The organism is Arcicella aquatica, assembly GCF_034928825.1.
Taxonomy (GTDB): domain Bacteria; phylum Bacteroidota; class Bacteroidia; order Cytophagales; family Spirosomataceae; genus Arcicella; species Arcicella aquatica.
In genome coordinates this window covers 108,210-127,750 of record NZ_JAYFUL010000002.1, presented here as the reverse complement: position 1 = coordinate 127,750, position 19,541 = coordinate 108,210, and the positions used below count along the sequence as shown (strand labels likewise).

11 protein-coding genes are annotated in these 19,541 nt (G+C 36.2%); 3 read left to right on the top strand and 8 right to left on the bottom strand.

Annotated features, from left to right (window positions below):
- Window positions 1-58 precede the first annotated feature (58 nt).
- Window positions 59-1,501 carry a RagB/SusD family nutrient uptake outer membrane protein gene (locus VB264_RS02585; protein WP_323246497.1) on the bottom strand — a complete coding sequence of 481 codons (1,443 nt, stop codon included), beginning with the start codon at window positions 1,499-1,501 and terminating at the stop codon, window positions 59-61.
- Window positions 1,502-1,529: 28 nt separating this feature from the next.
- Window positions 1,530-4,538, bottom strand: a complete 3,009-nt coding sequence (locus VB264_RS02580; RefSeq protein WP_323246495.1) for a SusC/RagA family TonB-linked outer membrane protein — start codon at window positions 4,536-4,538, stop codon at window positions 1,530-1,532.
- A 775-nt stretch (window positions 4,539-5,313) separates the two neighbouring features.
- Between VB264_RS02580 and VB264_RS02575 the strand changes: the two genes are divergently transcribed.
- The gene (locus VB264_RS02575; RefSeq protein WP_323246493.1) at window positions 5,314-7,068 is read left to right on the top strand and encodes a phospho-sugar mutase; all 1,755 of its coding nucleotides are present in this window, start codon (window positions 5,314-5,316) and stop codon (window positions 7,066-7,068) included.
- A 52-nt stretch (window positions 7,069-7,120) separates the two neighbouring features.
- Here VB264_RS02575 and VB264_RS02570 read toward each other — a convergent pair whose 3' ends face one another.
- From VB264_RS02570 to VB264_RS02555, 4 genes are all read right to left on the bottom strand, one after another.
- Window positions 7,121-8,722 carry a peptide chain release factor 3 gene (locus VB264_RS02570; RefSeq protein ID WP_323246491.1) on the bottom strand — a complete coding sequence of 534 codons (1,602 nt, stop codon included), beginning with the start codon at window positions 8,720-8,722 and terminating at the stop codon, window positions 7,121-7,123.
- A gap of 142 nt (window positions 8,723-8,864) precedes the next feature.
- Entirely contained in the window at window positions 8,865-10,349 is a 1,485-nt protein-coding gene (locus VB264_RS02565; protein WP_323246490.1) for an APC family permease, read from the bottom strand.
- A gap of 223 nt (window positions 10,350-10,572) precedes the next feature.
- Window positions 10,573-13,527: a protein translocase subunit SecDF gene (gene secDF / locus VB264_RS02560; RefSeq protein ID WP_323246488.1), complete on the bottom strand. Its 2,955-nt coding sequence runs from the start codon at window positions 13,525-13,527 to the stop codon at window positions 10,573-10,575.
- Window positions 13,528-13,650: 123 nt separating this feature from the next.
- Window positions 13,651-14,013 carry a hypothetical protein gene (locus tag VB264_RS02555; RefSeq protein ID WP_323246486.1) on the bottom strand — a complete coding sequence of 121 codons (363 nt, stop codon included), beginning with the start codon at window positions 14,011-14,013 and terminating at the stop codon, window positions 13,651-13,653.
- 119 nt (window positions 14,014-14,132) lie between these two features.
- Between VB264_RS02555 and nadC the strand changes: the two genes are divergently transcribed.
- Together nadC and nadA are read left to right on the top strand one after the other, a co-directional pair.
- Complete coding sequence (nadC, locus tag VB264_RS02550) at window positions 14,133-14,987, top strand: carboxylating nicotinate-nucleotide diphosphorylase (RefSeq protein ID WP_407654639.1); 855 nt, start codon at window positions 14,133-14,135, stop codon at window positions 14,985-14,987.
- An 80-nt stretch (window positions 14,988-15,067) separates the two neighbouring features.
- On the top strand, window positions 15,068-16,060 hold the full coding sequence (gene nadA / locus VB264_RS02545; protein ID WP_323246700.1) for a quinolinate synthase NadA: 993 nt from the start codon (window positions 15,068-15,070) through the stop codon (window positions 16,058-16,060).
- Between the two features lie 308 nt (window positions 16,061-16,368).
- Here the strand turns inward: nadA and VB264_RS02540 are convergent, their stop codons facing one another.
- Both VB264_RS02540 and VB264_RS02535 read right to left on the bottom strand, forming a co-directional pair.
- Window positions 16,369-16,836: a hypothetical protein gene (locus tag VB264_RS02540; protein WP_323246483.1), complete on the bottom strand. Its 468-nt coding sequence runs from the start codon at window positions 16,834-16,836 to the stop codon at window positions 16,369-16,371.
- Window positions 16,837-16,992: 156 nt separating this feature from the next.
- Window positions 16,993-19,473: a ribonucleoside-diphosphate reductase subunit alpha gene (locus tag VB264_RS02535; protein WP_323246481.1), complete on the bottom strand. Its 2,481-nt coding sequence runs from the start codon at window positions 19,471-19,473 to the stop codon at window positions 16,993-16,995.
- Between the last annotated feature and the right edge of the window lie 68 nt (window positions 19,474-19,541).

Sequence of the window (19,541 nt, the reverse complement as noted above, 5' to 3'; positions counted from 1 at the left end):
AAAAAAAGGCTTTCTTTTTATATGAAGAAAGCCTTTTTAATAAAATAATTTTCAACTATTAATATCCAGGGTTCTGAGCAACGTTCGCGTTTGTACGAATTTCGTTGGTTGGTATTGGTAATTGAAACTTAGGATCACCAGCAGCTAACGTTTTAAAGCCATAGGTTGTTCCAGTTCCATCGAATCTATCACCCCAGTTTGAACGAACTATGGCTAAACCTTTGCGCTTAATATCGAAGAAACGATGACCTTCAAATGCTAGTTCAAGGCGTCTTTGCAAGTCAATTTCAGCCTTCAACGCATTACCACCTTCTTGATTATCAGCGGCGACAAAACCTACATAGCGACTTGCTCTTAATGTATTCAAATCTTTTAAAGCATCAGCATCTTTGTTTAATTGTGCCAAAGCTTCTGCACGGTTTAATAATACCTCTGCAACCCTGATTACCTTAGGGTCAACTACGTTGGCATTACCTGTAGCACGGCCAAAATATTTGATGATATTGTTGTATTTGAATCCACCAAAAGTACTTGAACCAATGTACGCATTTTTACGAACATCATTGTCTTTGTATAATTTAAAGAAATCATAATCAATTACATATTCAGAGCGAACACCCGAAGCAGAACTTTGGCTGTATTCAACACCTGGCGAAACGGCATCTTTATCTACAATTTGTAATTTTAATAGTAAGCCGTCGTTACTTGCATCTTTCCAGATATTTGCAAAATTAGTAATCGACCCAGGGCTTGAACTCAATGCTAATGATTGTGTGGCAGCATCAGCGGCTTTTTGCCATTGACCCTCATACAAATACAATCGTGAAAGTAGAGCATAGACTGTTGCTTTGTTGAAACGATAGATGCCATTTCCGCTTCCGATTAGCGTTGCGGCTTCTACCAAATCTGCTTCTATTTTAGCATAATTTGATTTAACCGTTTCACGGGCAGGTCTAGCAGTTGGATCAGTACTTGTTACATAAGGAATACCTAAATCAGCATCGCTTGCTTGTGTAAAAGCTTTTCCGTATAATTTAACCATATCAAAATGAGCAAGGGCACGTACCGCTAAAGCTTCACCTTTAAAGTTGTTTTTGGCTGTACCATCTGATAATTTATTAATGTTTACCAGAATACCATTGGCCCTACGAATAGATGAATAGGCTTGTGTCCATAAGTCCCAAGCATTGTCACCATTATAACGCCATTCATGGAAAAAACGATTTGATAAACGACCAGTACGGCTCATGATAGCATTGTCTGACATAATATCAGGCAGACTAATTGATGAACCCGCATAATATGAACCACCTGATAAACCTGATAAACCACTTACTGCACGGGCATACATACCTTGTGCTGCATTGGTAAAATCAGATTCTGTCTCAAATGCTTGCGTATCAGTTACTGAGTTATATGGACCTAGTTCAAGTTCTTTATCGCTGCAGCTTGTTACTCCAATCAGAGTAAAAATGCTAAGAGTTAAAATATATTTTTTCATATTTTGTAAGTCTGTTTAATGGATGAATTTAGAAGGTTAAATCAATGCCGAATGTTAATTGACGTGTTACAGGATAGCTATAACCACGGAATAATCCTTGTGTTTGTCCTCCAGTACTTTCTGCTTGTCCAAAACCAACTTCTGGGTCACCTTTTGCTTCAAAGGCATAATACCACCAGTTTTGTGCTTGTGCATAAATTCTAACTGATTGTATTTTCGCTTTTTTGGTAATAGATGAAGGGATAGTGTATCCTAAAGTAACATTTCTTAAACGGATAAAATCACCTTTTTGTAAATAACGATCTGTTGTATAGCTAATGCCAGTTGGAACGGGTAATACGCCAGTATCACCTGGTTTTTTCCAATAATTCAAGGCATCTGCTGCTTGGTTATTATAGATGTATTCACCGTCAGAAGTCAAATCATTCCACATTGAGTTAAAGATATAGTTTCCACCAGAGTAATATAAATCAGCACCTAACGAAATACCTTTATAGCTAATATCTGTGTGGAAGTTACCAAAGCGAGTTGCTAAACGAGATTTGCCTTCTAAAATTACTGCATCGCTTGGAGAGTAATTCTCTACCACTTCACCATTAACGTTATAAAATTGTTGTGCTCCCGTAGCTGAATTTACACCCGCATAGCGAGTCATAAAATATACATCAACTGGTTGACCAATTTGAAGCTTGCTAAGACCTCCAGGACGAATTATACCATCTTCTGTAAGTGCTGTAACCTTATTCTTATTGATAGAGTAGTTTACATTTACATCCCATTTAAAATCTTTGTTATCAATAATTTTGTATCCAACTGTCAATTCAACCCCTCTGTTTTGTACAGCTCCTACGTTTTCAATTCTTGATTGGAAACCAGTTGTTGTAGAGAGAGGTCTTTCATAAAGTAACGAGGAACTTTTCTTCGTGTACCAGTCTATTGTGCCGTAAAGACGATTATTCATTACAGAGAAATCTAAACCAATATCAGTTGCAGTTTGTTTTTCCCAAGTTAAATCTGGGTTTGCTACTTGTGATGGGAAAGTAGCAGATGTTAAACCATAACTGCTGTAACGATACAATCCTAATGATGTATAGTTACCAATACGGTCGTTACCTGTTAAACCATAACTAGCTCTTAATTTTAATGAATTGATAAAAGTTAAGTCTTGAATAAATGATTCTTTATCTAAATGCCATCCTGCACTAACAGCACCAAATAAACCATAGCGATTGTTTGCCCCAAAACGAGAAGACCCATCACGACGACCAGAAAAATCAATAAAATATTTTTGATTAAAATCGTAGTTGATACGACCAAATAGCGAATACAATGCCCAATCTGATTTACTAGTCGTTGCACCTGTTGGTGTTGAAGCATTGTCCTGAGTATTAACTTTATCAGAAGGATATCCTTTTGTTGACAATGAGAAAGCTCTTGCTCTGTCTCTTGTAAATTCTATCCCACCCAATACTTTGAAATTATGGGTATTGTCAATAGATTTGGAATAAGTAGCAGTATTAGTGAAAACATAATTGAATCCTTGTGAACCATTATCTGTTTTTGAACCTCTCGCTGCTGGGTCTCCCACATATTGATCAAGAATTGAATTAGGTTTTATAAAATATTCTCTGTAGTAGTCTGTGTAAATTAAGCCAATTTGTGAACGAATATCTAGGTTTTTTATAGGTGTTAATGTTAGATAAAAGCTACCCAACCCATTTACAATTGTTTGTTTTTCAGTATTGTTTACTATTGCCTCCGAGATACTAAACCCATTTGCTGTTAGGTTGTAAGTACCATCATCATTAAATTCTGGTTCATAAGGATTATAAGCATAAATAGCATAGAAAGGATTTTGTACATTATAACGATCTCTTTGTTCGTTGGTTTGTATAGATGCAAATTGTAAGTTACTTCCAGTTTTTAACCATTTATTTGCACGATACTCCAAGTTGACTCTTCCTCCTTTCACATCAGAATTAGATCCGTTTACTAAACCTCCAACATTAGAACTTTGCAGACTGATATTATAAGAAAATGAATCATTTGCTCCACTAATACCAAAACGATGTGTTCTTAATTGCCCTTTTTGTAAAAGAGTCTTAAACCAATCTGTTTTACCTGCTGATAATCTAGTTACTTCTGTTTGGTATTCAGCATCGGTCATTGTCGTTACATCATCTTGAAAATAACCATTGGTATAACCCAAATCTTTTTCATAACGTAGCTTTTCATCAAAAGTCATCATTTTGAAATTATCAGGAGTTTTTTCAGAGTAACCCGCTTGAAAAGAGTAGGTAATTTTTGGTAATCCTTTTTTCCCTTGTTTTGTTGTAACCAAAATTACTCCGCCAGCACCTCTAGAACCATAAATTGCAGCAGATGAAGCATCTTTTAATACTTGTACATCTTCAATTTCGTTGGGGTTAATGGTATTTAAAATATTAATACCTCCTTGTGCTTCACTATTACCTACAGGCACACCATCAATTACTACTAATGGTTGAGAACCAGCAGATAGAGAGCTCTCACCACGAATACGGATGAAAGACTGTCCTGAAGGACGTCCATTTATAGCGATAATTTGTAAACCAGCAGCCTTACCTTGTAAAAGATTATCGAATGATGTACCCCCAGGTTTACCCTCTAGGGCTTTCCCAGAAATATTTGCTTGAGATGCTGTAAGGTTTTGCTTTTTAGTTGTACCATAACCTACTACTACTACTTCTTCAATATCAGTAACGTCTTGTACTAATGCAACATCAATGATGGTTTTAGTGCCAACAATCACTTCTTGCTTAATAAACCCTACAAAACCAAATATTATTTTAGCATTGTTAGGGACATTAATTTTATAAGAACCATCTGCACCAGTAGTTATTCCTCTGGATGTACCTTTTACCGACACACTCACACCTGGAAGTATTGCCCCATCTTCAGATGAAGTCACTTTTCCGGAGATAATTCTGTCCTGAGCCGCTATTTTTAGCGTTAAAGTCAGCATCAGTACAAAAATCATTAGTAGTTTTCTGTTCATGTTGTTGATTTTGTTTTTTAAAGTTTCGAATGTTTAGTTAGAAAAAAATGAATTAGGTAGGTTTGACTTTACTTTAGACCTCATACTTTTTAATCAATATATAAACGAATATTGATAATTTATTATTTTAAAATTAACATATATTGCTATTATTTTGTTGCGTTTTTTTTGACAAAACATGGTTTTTATTTTGTTATCACCCAAAAACTCCGTTTACTAAATAAGTATTTGCTAAAACAATAGAAGAGTATTCGATACTAAAGATAATTTTTATTTTATATAATAGTATAAGTAAATATAACTATTTTTTGAAATAGAAGTATTGCGATAGCATAATAGTATCGAGTAGAAATGCTATATATAATAGCTGTATAGCGATTGACGGTAATATGTATACTATTTTTAATTTTACAACATATTATGATGTTTTGCTATTCATAGTCTGCCTAAAATGACTTATTGGTATTTCATCAATTGGGTTACAGTTTAAACAACTCTGATGAACTTAATGCTTATACATTGAAAACATAGTTAAATAATGTTTTTTAGCAGGTTGTTCTATTGTATCATTTGCACAAAATCGGGGTATTTAATCCTCGAGGTTCTTAGAAATCCCTGTGTTTTATTAAAACCCTATTTTTTATTGGCTTATTCCTAAAAATTACCGTTCAATAAATCTCAATTGACTAAAGCTATAGAACAGTACTCAAAACAATAAATAATTTTTATATTTGTTGGTCGAAAAATCTCAGACTTTAACTTAACAAATAATATTATGATCGCTAGCTTAGACGCACTTACCCAAGAAAAAATTAACTTGTGGCTTTCGGGAAACTATGATGCAGATACAAAAACCAGAATCCAACAACTTTTAGATGAAGGAAAAGAGACAGAGTTAACAGATTCTTTTTATAAAGACCTAGAGTTTGGAACGGGTGGAATGCGTGGTGAAATGGGTGTAGGTTCAAACCGTATGAACAAATACACGGTTGGTTCGGCTACACAAGGATTTGCTAATTACCTCAAAGCGAATTTCACAGGAGAAAGCATTAGTGTTGCTATCGCTCATGATTCAAGAAACAATGCTTCATTTTTTGCTAAAGTAGCTGCGGATATTTTTTCGGCCAATGGTATTAAAGTGTTTTTATTTAAAGAATTACGTCCAACGCCTGAATTATCTTTTGCAGTGAGATACTTAGGGTGTAATGCAGGGCTGGTGATTACGGCTTCGCATAACCCTCGTGAATACAATGGTTATAAAGCCTATTGGAACGATGGTTCGCAGGTAGTAGCACCACACGATAAGAATATTGTTGCTGAAGTAAACAAAATCCAATCAGTAGATGAAATCAATTTTACGGGTAATCCAGATTTAATTACATTAATCGGTGAAGAAATTGATGCAGAATATTTGAAAACTATTCAAGCAAATTCAATCAACCCTGATGTAATTACGCGTCAGAAAGATTTGAAAATTGTTTATTCGTCTATTCACGGAACAGGCATTACCCTTGTGCCAAAAGCCTTAAAATTATTAGGTTTTGAAGATGTAAACGTAGTAGCAGCACAAGCTGAACCTAACGGAGATTTCCCAACGGTAATCTATCCAAACCCTGAAGAAACAGAAGCAATGACTTTGGCCATGAACTTGGCAAAAGAAATTGATGCTGATTTGGTAATCGCTACAGACCCTGATGCTGATAGAGTAGGGGCTGCGGTAAAAAATCCAGCAGGAGAATGGGTATTGTTGAATGGTAACCAAATGGCAAGTTTGATTATCTATTATTTACTAGATGCTTGGAAAAAAGCTGGAAAACTGACGGGTAAAGAATTTATTGCTAAAACCATCGTTACGACCAACATCATTGATAAAATGTGCGAAACACATGGTGTTAAATGTTATAATACTTTAACAGGCTTTAAATTTATTGCTGCTGTAATTCGTGAGTTGGAAGGTAAAGAGAAATTTATTGGCGGAGGCGAAGAATCGTATGGCTATTTAATTGGTGATGCCGTTCGTGATAAAGATGCGATTGCTTCATGTGCCATGATTGCTGAATTAACAGCTTATGCTAAAGATAATGGCAAGTCGTTATTTGATTTCTTGACGAGCATGTATATGGAAAATAATTTCTATTACGAAGGCTTGATTTCGTTAACGAAAAAAGGAAAAGCAGGAGCGGAAGAAATTCAGAAAATGATGGCTGATTTGCGTAGCAATGTGCCAGCTACAGTAGCAGGTTCTGAACCAGTAACCGTAATTGATTATACCAATCTTACTTCAACTGATTTGAAGTCTGGAGTGGTAACAAATATTCCAACTGGGTTAGGTATGGAAGCTTCAAACGTAATTCAATTGGTTTTAGCAGATGGTACAAAAGTATCTGCTCGTCCTTCAGGAACTGAGCCTAAAATCAAGTTTTATGTTTCAGTAAACGAGCCTTTAGAAAAAGCAGAGGACTTTGAAACAGTATTGGCAAAATTGAAATTGAAAGTTTCGGCTATTCAAGAAGATTTGGGCTTGAAGTAATAAACACATATTTAAACAAAAATGGCGAGAATTTTTTCTCGCCATTTTTGTTTTATGCTTCTACTGCTCTCTTGAATTCTGAGGTAAAGTGGAATTGAATATCTGGATTATTCTGAATATTCATCCTTAAAATCCATTCAGATTCTGCCAAGAAAACAAAATTTCCATCTTTATCTTGGGCAATATTTTGTGCCTTTAAACGAACAAATTCTGCTAGCTTCTTTTCGTCGTCTGAAGTTACCCAACAAGCTTTAGCTATATCACGATGATCAAAACGACATTTTGCACCGTATTCGTGTTCTAAACGATACTGAATTACTTCATATTGAAGTTCCCCAACTGTACCTACTATTTTTCTATTGCCTAAATGTGGTTGTACAAATAACTGTGCTACTCCTTCGTCTGTCAATTGTTGAATCCCTTTTTCCAACTGTTTCGATTTCATCGGATCTAGGTTCATCAATTCCTTGAATATTTCAGGCGAGAAACTCGGGATACCTTGGTATTGTAATACTTCTCCCTCTGATAGTGTATCTCCAATTTTAAAGTTACCAGTATCATATAAACCCACTACATCACCTGGGAAGCCTTCGTCGATTACTTCCTTTTCTTGTGCCATAAAGTTGTATGGGTTGTTGAAACGAAGATTTTTGTCTAAACGAACGTGCTTGTAAAATTTATTACGTTCGAATGTTCCAGAACATACCCTCAAGAAGGCAATTCTATCACGGTGTTTAGGGTCTAGATTAGCGTGAATCTTAAAGATAAAACCAGTGAACTTCTTTTCTTCTGGTTCAACAATTCTTACGTCTGTTTTTCTTGCTTGTGTACTTGGTGCTATTTCTGTAAAAGTATCCAACAATTCTTGCACACCAAAATTATTAACAGCAGAACCAAAGAATACAGGAGCTACTTCACCAGACTGATAAACACTTTTGTCAAAATCGCCATAAACTCCCTCAATCAATTCAATATCTTCACGTAATTGATTGGCATCTTTTTCTCCTACTTTCTTATCTAATTCCTCTGACCAGATGTCAACAGCAACTACTTCTTTCTCAATTTTAGTTTTGTTGGCATTGAAAATATTCAGCGACTTTTCATAGATATTATAAACACCTTTGAAGTTTGAACCAATATTGATAGGCCAAGTAAGTGGACGTACTTTGATGTTCAGTTTTTGTTCTAATTCATCCAATAAATCAAAAGGATTTTGCCCTTCTCTATCCATTTTATTGATGAAAACAATTACAGGCGTATTTCTCATCCTGCAAACTTCCATCAGTCTTTCTGTTTGCTCTTCAACCCCTTTTACACAGTCGATAACCAAAATTACTGAGTCAACGGCTGTTAAAGTTCTATAAGTATCTTCAGCAAAATCTTTGTGACCGGGTGTGTCTAGGATGTTGATTTTAAGGTTATTGTACTCAAATGTCATTACCGAAGTAGCAACTGAAATACCTCTCTGGCGCTCAATCTCCATGAAATCGGAGGTTGCTCCTTTTTTAATTTTATTTGATTTTACTGCACCAGCTGTTTGGATAGCTCCACCAAATAAAAGCAATTTTTCTGTGAGCGTAGTTTTCCCTGCATCGGGGTGAGAGATAATACCGAAAGTACGGCGTTTATGTATTTCTTCTTGTATGGTTGCCATTGTCAATCTATAAATAAGTGACTGAGCAATAATAACTCAGTCCTAAAAAACTAATCAAGTCGCAAAATTACTCATAAAAAAATAAACCTCACAGAATTTTGTTTTCTGTGAGGTCTTAAAATCAAACTAAAAGAATAATATATTATTCTATTTCGTTGAGTTTACTTTTGCTTTTGCTGTAAATAAAATATACTACTAGTCCAATTCCCATCCAAACAAATGCAAACAATTGAGCTTTGCTATCTAATAAAGACATTAATGCTACGTTGGTAATAATACCAAGCGGAGCAACTAACATCAATAAAGGAGTTTTGAAAGGACGATCACGATTAGGTTCACGCTGACGTAAAATTAATACCGCTAAACAAACCATTGCAAAGGCAAAAAGTGTTCCGAAGCTAGTCATATCACTTAGTACACCAATAGGAGTAAATGAGGCTACTAAAGAAACTACTAACCCTACTAACAATGTGCTTTTCCAAGGAGTTTGGAAAGTAGGGTGAATTTTGCTGAAGAAATCAGGTAATAAACCATCTTTTGCCATTCCTAAGAATACACGTGTTTGTCCAAGCATCATCACCAACATTACAGAAACCAAACCTACAGTAGCAGCAGTAGTGATGATAAATACTGCCCAAGGCTGTCCCACTTGGTCGAAAGCATAAGCTACTGGTGCTTTTAGTGCATCGCCTGTAATATCTTTGTAGTTAAGCATACCAGTAAGTACTAATGAAACTAAAATGTACAATAAAGTACAGATAGCTAAAGAAGCAATAATGGCAAATGGAATATCTTTTTTAGGATTGATGGCTTCACCTGCTGAAGTAGAGACAACATCGAAACCAATGTAAGCAAAGAAAATAGCAGCAGCACCACTTAAGATACCCTTGATACCATAAGCTTCTTGCATCTTGCCATCTGCGTGTTTTACCATTTCAGGCTCAGGAATAAATGGATGCCAGTTATCCACATTTACAAAGAATACACCTACAATGATAACAAATAAGATAGCAGATAATTTAAGGATTACAATTAAGTTGTTTGTGTTTGCAGCTTCTTTAACACCTTTTACTAGAATCCAAGTAACAAGCCATGTAATTAAGAAAGCAGGCAAGTTAAAAGAAAATGATGCGGGTTCTGTTATATTATTATCGATGGCATACTGAGCACCAGAAAAAGGGTCATTGGTTAAGTAATATGGCATCGTAATGCCGAAGAGATGCAGTAGCTTATTAAAGTAGCCGGACCAACTTACGGCGACGGTCATTGCTCCCATGGCATATTCGAGAATTAACCCCCAGCCAATTATCCATGCAAAAATTTCACCCATTGTGCCGTATGCATATGCATACGCAGAACCTTCTACAGGTAACATTGAGGCAAACTCAGAATAACATAATGCAGCAAAAACACAACCAATTCCTGCTACAACAAATGATAATGCCAAAGCAGGCCCAGCATGATAATGTGCAGCAGTACCTGTTAATACGAAGATACCTCCACCAATGATACCTCCGATACCGATTGCTGTAAGGCTCCATTTACCAAGCACTTTATTTAATTTATTATTTTTAATATCAGCTTCATATGCTGACATAGGTTTTTTACGCCAAATACTGTTGCTCATAGGGTTTTAGTTTTTGTGTGAATTTGAAGTGATTTTTAGATTTTGGTTACTTGATTAATATGCTTTTTGTATCAAAGAAAAGCTTTTCTTCCTAAAAAAGTACAAATGTCTAATTATACGAAAGTATATTTTGTTTAAACATCTTTGAAGATACAGAATATTTCGTCTCAAAACAAAAAAAGACCTGCAAGTAATGAAACTAGCAGGTCTTTTGAATTAAAAATTAAGCTTTTGTAGCAGGGGCAACTTTTTTCTTGCCTGTACCTAAATCGATAACGATTGGTGCAGCTACGAAGATTGAAGAATAAGCACCAAATATTACACCGACGAACATAGCAAAAGAGAAACCTCTTAGAATATCTCCACCGAATACTAATAATACCGTTACTACCAAGAATACTGTAGTAGCTGTCATTACGGTACGGCTCATGGTATGGTTGATAGACTGGTTGATAGTCTTAATCATCAATTCTTTATCACTAAGGTCTGCATCAACGCCTATTTCTTCACGAATACGGTCGAATACTACCACGGTATCGTTAATAGAGTAACCAATTACCGTCAGAATAGCAGCAATAAAGATTTGGTCAACCTCTAATTCAAAACCGAATAAGCGAGTAATACCAACCATTCCTAATACCACTAATGAATCGTGTAAAAGAGCGATGATACCACCCAATGAATACTGCCATTTACGGAAACGCAATAGAATATAAATAAAGATACCTACTAAAGCATAGAAAATAGAAACGAATGACTGTCTTAAAATATCATCTGCAATCGTTGCACCTACCTTAGATTCTGAAACAATTGTAGGTTTGGCATCTGCAAATTTCTTCAATCCATTCTCTAAAGCTTTGCGTACTTTTTGGTTAGCCTGAATAGACTCATCTTCAACCAAGTAAGCAGTAGTAATTTTCAATTTAGTATCACCATTGAAAGTTTTTACTTCTACGCCTTTACCTTCAAAGCTATCAGCCAAACCATCTTTAATGGTTCCCGCTTCTACAGGCTTAGATAATTCAACTACATAAGAACGACCACCTTTGAAATCAACGCCTAAGTTAAAACCACCTTGGATAGTTAATACAATAGCACCTACTGCAATTAAACCCCATGAGAACCAATAAGAATATTTACGTTTTCCAATAAAGTCGAAATTCATTCCTTTGAAAAGGTCTCTTGAAATGAATGTTTCAAAAGTAACGTCTTTCTCTTTACCAGCTTTGATAGCACGTTTAGCCATCCATTCTACTAATACATGAGAAACGAAAACAGCAGTAAATACTGAAGTAATCAAACCGATACACAAAGTAACTCCGAATCCTTTTACAGAACCTGACCCGAAGATAATTAAAATAACCCCAATAATAATGGTCGTTACGTTACCATCAATAATCGCAGAAAGTGCTTTTTCATAACCAATTCTAATAGCATCTAACAAACCTTTTCCTTGGTGTAATTCCTCACGGATACGTTCATTAATCAATACGTTGGCATCTACGGCCATCCCTAATGTTAACACAACCCCCGCAATACCTGGCAATGTTAATGCCGCTTGAATTTGTACTAATACACCTGCAATAAAGAATACGTTGAATAAAAGGGCAGCATTAGCCATCCATCCTGGGCTTCCATAATAGCCAATCATAAAGACAACGACTAATAACAAACCTAATGCCATCGAGAAATATCCTTGATTGATAGCTTCAGCACCTAATGAAGGACCAATAAAAGCATCTTCAACGATACGAGTAGGCGCTGATAACTTACCTGATTTAATAACATTGGCTAAATCTTTTGCTTGTTCAACTGTGAATGAACCAGAAATAGAAGAACGACCACCAGCAATTTCCCCATTGATGTTTGGAGCAGAATAAATGTAATTATCTAATACGATTGCAATACGTTTTCCAACATTCGCAGCCGTTAAGTTTTTCCAGATTCTAGCACCAGTACCATTCATACTCATCGTTACTTCTGGGCGACCATTTTGGTCAAAATCCTGTGATGCATCAGTGATTACTTCTCCGTCTAAAGGTGCTTTTTGTCCTTCAGCTTTTTTCAAGAATTCAAAAGGAATAATTTCATCACCATTTGTAGCAGGAATTCCAATTGCATTCCAAGCGAATTGAAGATCCGAAGGGAACATGATTTTTACTTCTGGGCGTCTGAATAATTCGTTTACACGAGCAGTATCTTTACGGAAAACACCCCAAGATCTTCCTTGTCCATCCAAAGGCAAGAACAGTTTAGTAAGTGCTGAACCTGTAGTAGTATCTTTCGCAGCAGAATCTTTCTTGGCTACTTTCGCTGCACCAGATAGCTGGCTAGCTAAGCCGCTTGCTTTAGTCGTATCTGTTGCTGTAGTTTTAGTAGCAGTAGCCGCTTTTTTAGCTTTTTCTTCTGCGGTCAAATATTCGCCCAAACTATTTAAGCCAGGACCCCATTCTGAAATCTCAGCTACTTCGATGAATTCTAATTTTGAAGCAGCAGATAATAATTTTCTAGCACGTTCTGGATTATCAACACCTGGTAATTCAACTTGGATACGGTTGGTACCTGGCAAACGTTGAATGTTCGGGTTGGCAACCCCTAATTTATCAATACGCGTTTGAATCGTTTTATAAACACGATCAACAGCACCATCAATTTCGTCGTTAATTACTTTTTTTACTTGTGAATCAGAAGAATTAGAATTTAATTTTTCACGGTTAATTGAATTAGCAAAAATTGTTGCCAATTTTTGATTCGGAGCAATTTTTGCAAAAGCTTCATAAAACAAATCATTGAATGTTTTTGTCGAAGTTGCTTGTGCAGTAGTTGCTAGGTCAAGAGCTTTGATAAAGTTAGGGTCATTGCTTTTGCCTGATAATGCACGAAGGATTTCTACTGGAGAAACCTCTAATACGGCATGAAGACCACCTTCTAAGTCCAAACCTTTATGCAATGCATAAGTAGTTACTTCTTGTAATGTAAAGCCTAAATAGATAGGTTGTTTCCACAACGAATCAATATAGTGAGTTTTCTTAGCAGGATCTAATTCACCAGATTTTGAAGTAGCATAAGCAAGAGCATCTTCACGAACTGAGCTTGCTTTCCATGTGAATGAAAGAAAAAATAGACATAAGGCCGAAATAATTCCAGTCAGCCAAACTATGGCACTTTTATAACGCATTTTTGTAGGGAAAAAGTAATTGTGAGTAAATAAACGGATGATTAGGGTTGTAACAGCTTAGCCAGACATGGCAAAACGTCTTTACTTTGATAGGGAATCTATCAAAAATATGTACGAGAAAAATTATGGGGCGTTGGTAACGATAAAATGTTCGAAGAGGACTTCGAGATGTGGTAGGCGAAATGCTAAATTTTGAACCGCTTGAATAGGGCGTTGTACTGATAAAAAAGCAAATTCGCAGGGACTAAAAATAAATTCTTGTGCAAAATCAATGTTGACAGGTACAGAAACCTGCATGACCGAAAGCTCTGAAATAGAACATTGCTTAGGCGTATTATTATCCTGAGTTTGTTCTGTTTTGACTTTAGATACCGCTATTTGGTTTCTTTGTGAAGCATTGATTGTTTTACCAAAAACGGTAAATACAATAACCAGCGACATAAAAAAGACGCTTACCAAACGAGCTATGTGAGAATTTTTTTGCATTTTGAATTACAAAACTATCACTTTTTGTTTGGTATTTCCAAATTCTGACTTAAAATAATTGTTCTGCCTGTTTGAAAATATTTCTTACTTTTGAGCCATCATTCATAAATTGCTCAGAAATGTTTAATTATTTAGAACCAATATATATCAAGAAATTCATTCAAACAGCCCTAGCCGAGGATATTGGTGATGGTGACCATACGTCATTATCAACCATTCCGAGTACTGCTACTGGACGAGCAAGATTGCTTGTGAAAGAAGACGGGATTTTAGCGGGTGTGGCTTTGGCAACAATGATTTTTGAAGAAGTAGATAAAAATCTTGAAGTACAAATATTACTTGAAGATGGCATAGCAATTAAAAAGGGCGAAGTTGTTTTAACCGTTGCGGGTTCTTCGCAATCTATTCTTAAGGCAGAGCGACTAGTACTAAATTGTATGCAGCGAATGTCGGGTATTGCTACTTATACGGCTTCAATGGTAAAATTGTTGGAAGGAACAAATACAAAATTATTAGATACCCGTAAGACAACACCCAATTTTCGACTTTGCGAAAAGTGGGCTTGTAAGATAGGCGGAGCTGAAAATCATCGTTATGCCTTGTTCGACATGATTTTGATTAAAGATAACCATGTTGATTATGCTGGAGGTATTAAAAATGCTATCAACCAAGCCAATGAATACTTGAAAGAAACAGGCCGTGATTTAAGAATAGAAATTGAAGTAAGAAACTTAACAGAGCTTCAAGAGGTTTTAGCTATAGGCAATATCCATAGAATTATGCTAGATAATTTTTCTTTTGAAGATTTGCGTGAAGCCGTACGATTGATTGATGGGAAATATCCTACGGAGGCATCTGGAGGCATCAATGAAAAAACCGTCAGACAATATGCTGAATGTGGGGTAGATTATATTTCTTGTGGTGCTTTAACACACCATGTAAATAGTTTAGATTTGAGTTTAAAAGCATACTAGGGTCATTAGTGATTGGTGAATAGGAGAGGAATTTGTCCCCAATCAATAAAAGATGTCTTTTCTTACGGTATAAAATTTTAATAATGAATTTATTAGACGAATCACAAAGAGTAGGCTATGTTAGTCGCTCGGTGCCCTTTAAAGGAGATGATTTAAAGGAACAAATTTTAAAACTGAAAAAGGAAAAAAATGCGGTAATCTTAGCGCACTATTATGTAGATGCTGAGATTCAGGAAATCGCAGATTTTTTAGGGGATAGTTTGGGGTTAGCACAGGCGGCAGAACAAACAGATGCAGATATGATTGTATTCTGTGGGGTGCATTTCATGGGCGAAACAGCTAAAATTTTAAACCCAAATAAAAAGGTGGTTTTGCCAGACTTAAATGCGGGTTGTTCTTTGGCAGATGCTGCTCCCAAAGAAGAATTTGCCGCCTTTAAAGCAAAGTATCCTGATGCGGTAGTAGTAAGTTACATTAATTGCACGGCCGATATCAAAGCCATGACTGATATTATCTGTACTTCATCCAATGCGGTAAAAGTAGTAGAATCGATTCCTGCTGATAAGCAAATTATTTTTGCCCCAGATGCTAATTTAGGTCGATATGTAGCCAAGAAAACAGGCCGCGAGTTGATTTTATGGGAAGGTGCTTGTATCGTTCATATTGATATTTCTTTAGAGAAATTAAAGAAAGCCAAAGAAGAAAACCCTAATGCGTTGTTGATTGCTCACCCAGAATGTAAAGAGGTTATTTTATCTCAAGCTGATTTTGTGGGTTCGACTACAGCATTGTTGAGCTTTGTACAAACATCAGACTGTCAGGAGTTTATTGTGGCGACGGAAGCAGGTATTTTACATAAAATGAAAATGGCTGTGCCTCATAAAAAGCTTATTCCTGCGCCAGCTAATGAGAAAAACTCTTGTGCTTGTTCAGAATGCCCATACATGAAAATGAATACAATGGAAAAATTATACAACGCTATGTTCTATGAATTACCAGAAATTCAGGTACCAGAAGAAGTAAGGATTCCAGCCTTGAAAGCACTAAAAGCGATGTTAGAAATTAGTAAATAGTTTGTTGCAAATATAAAATAAACATGAGTCATCCCGAATTTTTCCTAAAATTGTGCGTTTTGGAGACAATTTGTGAGGTTTTCTACTTAATTATCGTCTAGTCCTTACTTTTCTTTCCTTGATGAAAGAAAAGTAACCGCGCGGCGGACCGCAAAAGAAAATCAAGAATTCCTAATCGCATCGGCGAACCGACTCGCTCCGCTCAAACAGTAGGAATTCGGTGTTCATCAATCATAAAAAAGCGGTCGAAATTTGTTTTTCGACCGCTTTTTTATGATTTTGAAATTCGGGATGACTCATGCTTGTGTTTAATAATTATCCTTCTTTTTCAAATAAATTTGAAACTGTTCTTCTGTTAAAATCGCTTTCAGTTCTTTATCTCTCTCTTCTTTTATGCTTAAAGCTTTTGTCCTAATTTTTGTACGAACTTCTTCTGATATAGGCGGTACAAGTTTTTTTACCTCTTCTGAAAAATCCATTCTTTTAAAAGCATAGTTAATATTGGCATTCTCTATTTTGGGTAGTTGCTCTTCTGTTAATTTAAGTTTTTTGGTCATCCAACGGGTTTCTTCAGTAGCAATTTTTTCTGGGTCCATACTTTCTGGTTTCCTTTGCATACCTTCTCCTGCTTGTGGAAGCCTGCCACCACCTAAGCCACCTCTTCCGTATCCTCCTTGTCCATATCCTTGCCCGTATTGCGCTTTGCTTTCATTGATATGTAAAAAAATAGAAACAGATAACACAATTAAAAATGATAAATAATTATTTGATTTCATTGGAATCTCGACTGTTTTAGTGATTTTTTGATGTTACTTCAAAGAACAGACGGTTAAATTAATAATTTTCTGGAATTGTTTTAAGTTATTTTATATGAAGTTTATAAAAAAGCCCTCAACCTGTTAAGATTGAGGGCTTCCATTACACTGAAACTATTAAGACCCGCAGGCTTCGCATCCATCAGGATCGTCAATTGAGCATTGCATCGCCGACCAGTTTTGTTCGACTACGGTGTCTAAACCTCCTACAACGAGAGAGGCAGCTGATGATTTTGCTTGTGCGGCTTGTGCGGCATAAGCTTCATAACTCATCTCGTGCTCTTGCACAACATTTGCTTGCTCAATGGCCACTTCGGCTTGTTTTTCGACAGTAAACTTGATAGCATCGGCAGCAGCTTTTGTTCTAAGATAATACATCCCAGTTTTCAAGCCTTTTTCCCATGCGTAGAAGTGCATCGAAGTAAGTTTACCAAAGTTCGGGTCTTGAATATGTATATTTAATGATTGCGACTGGCAGATATAAGCACCTCTGTCGGCAGCCATTTCAATAATTACCTTTTGTTTAATTTCCCAAACTGTTTTGTACAAATCTTTCATATCCTGAGGAATCTCAGCAATGTTTTGTACTGAACCGTTAGCAGAAATCAATTTGTTTTTCATCGAATCGTTCCATAGGTTCAATTTCACCAAGTCACGAAGAAGGTGTTTGTTCACTACCGCAAATTCGCCTGAAAGTACTCTACGGGCATAAATGTTTGAAGTATAAGGTTCAAAACATTCGTTGTTACCCAAGATTTGAGAGGTCGAAGCTGTTGGCATTGGTGCTACTAACAATGAGTTTCTTACACCATGTTCTTTTACTTTCGCTCTTAATTCTTCCCAATTCCAACGTCCTGATTCTGGCGTTACTCCCCACATATCAAATTGGAAAATACCTTGTGAGATAGGTGAACCAGCCCAAGTTTCATAAGGGCCTTCTTTGATTGCCAACTCCATCGATGCTTCCATGGCGGCATAATACATTGTTTCAAAGATGTCTTTATTTAATTGTTTTGCTCCTTCCGATTCAAAAGGCATTCTTAACAAAATAAATACATCTGCCAAGCCCTGTACTCCTAAACCGATTGGGCGGTGACGCATATTTGAACGTCTTGCTTCCTCAACAGGATAATAGTTACGGTCGATGATTTTATTTAAGTTTTTAGTCGCAACCTTCGTTACTTTATACAAAGCTTCGTGGTCAAACTCTTGAAAACCTCTTGCGTTAGTTTTTAAGAATTTTGGTAAAGCCAAAGAAGCTAAATTACAAACAGCTACTTCGTCTTTAGAAGTATACTCCATAATTTCAGTACATAAGTTTGAAGACTTAATAGTACCTAAATTCTTTTGGTTTGATTTGCGGTTTGCATGGTCTTTAAACAACATATAAGGCGTACCTGTTTCTGTTTGAGATTCTAAAATCTCGAACCATAAATCTTGAGCCTTAATTACTTTGCGAGCTTTACCCGCTAACTCATAACTTGTATAAAGTTTTTCAAATTCTTCACCATAAGTATCTGCCATACCTGGGCATTCGTGTGGACAGAATAACGACCAAGTATCATTGTCTTTTACACGCTTCATGAATAAATCTGGAATCCACAATGCATAGAATAAATCTCTTGCACGCATTTCTTCTTTACCATGATTTTTCTTTAATTCTAAGAAATCAAAAATATCAGCATGCCAAGGTTCTAAGTAAACAGCAAAAGAACCTTTTCTTTTTCCACCGCCTTGGTCAACGTAGCGAGCAGTATCATTGAATACTTTCAACATCGGCACAATACCGTTTGAAGTACCGTTTGTTCCTTTGATATAAGACCCCGTAGCACGGACATTATGGATAGACAAGCCAATACCACCAGCAGACTGAGAAATTTTTGCACATTGTTTTAATGTATCATAAATTCCTTCGATAGAATCGTCTTGCATCGTTAATAAGAAACAAGATGACATCTGTGGTTTTTGTGTACCTGCGTTGAAAAGCGTAGGGGTAGCATGCGTAAACCAACGTTCTGAGAGCAAATTGTAGGTTTCAATAGCACTTTCAACGTCAGCACCGTGAATACCAATCGCTACACGCATCAACATGTGTTGCGGGCGCTCAGCAATCTTACCTTCCATTTTTAGAAGATATGACTTTTCTAAAGTTTTGAAACCAAAGTAATCATACCCAAAGTCTCTATCATAAATAATAGCAGCATCTAATTCTCCTGCATTTTTCTTGATGACATCATATACTTCTTTAGATAATAACGCTGCGTTTTCTCCAGTTTTCGGGTCTGTATAATTATAAAGGCGTTTCATTGTTGCTGAAAACGACTTCAAAGTCTCTTTATGCAAATTAGAGACAGCAATTCTAGCTGCGAGCACAGCATAGTCTGGGTGCTTGGTTGTCATCGAAGCCGCCGTCTCTGCTGCTAAATTGTCTAATTCGCTCGTGGTTACTCCATCATAGAGCCCCGTAATAACTTTTTTAGCTACTTCGAGAGGCTGCACAAAGAATGGATCGAGACTATAGCAAAGTTTTTCGATTCGGGCTGTAATCTTGTCAAACTTTACAGACTCACGTCTGCCATCTCTTTTTATAACGTACATAATAACTCGGGTTTTTGTTGTGTTTGATTCAGAAAAATAATAAAACAGGTTTAAATATAATCATTTTA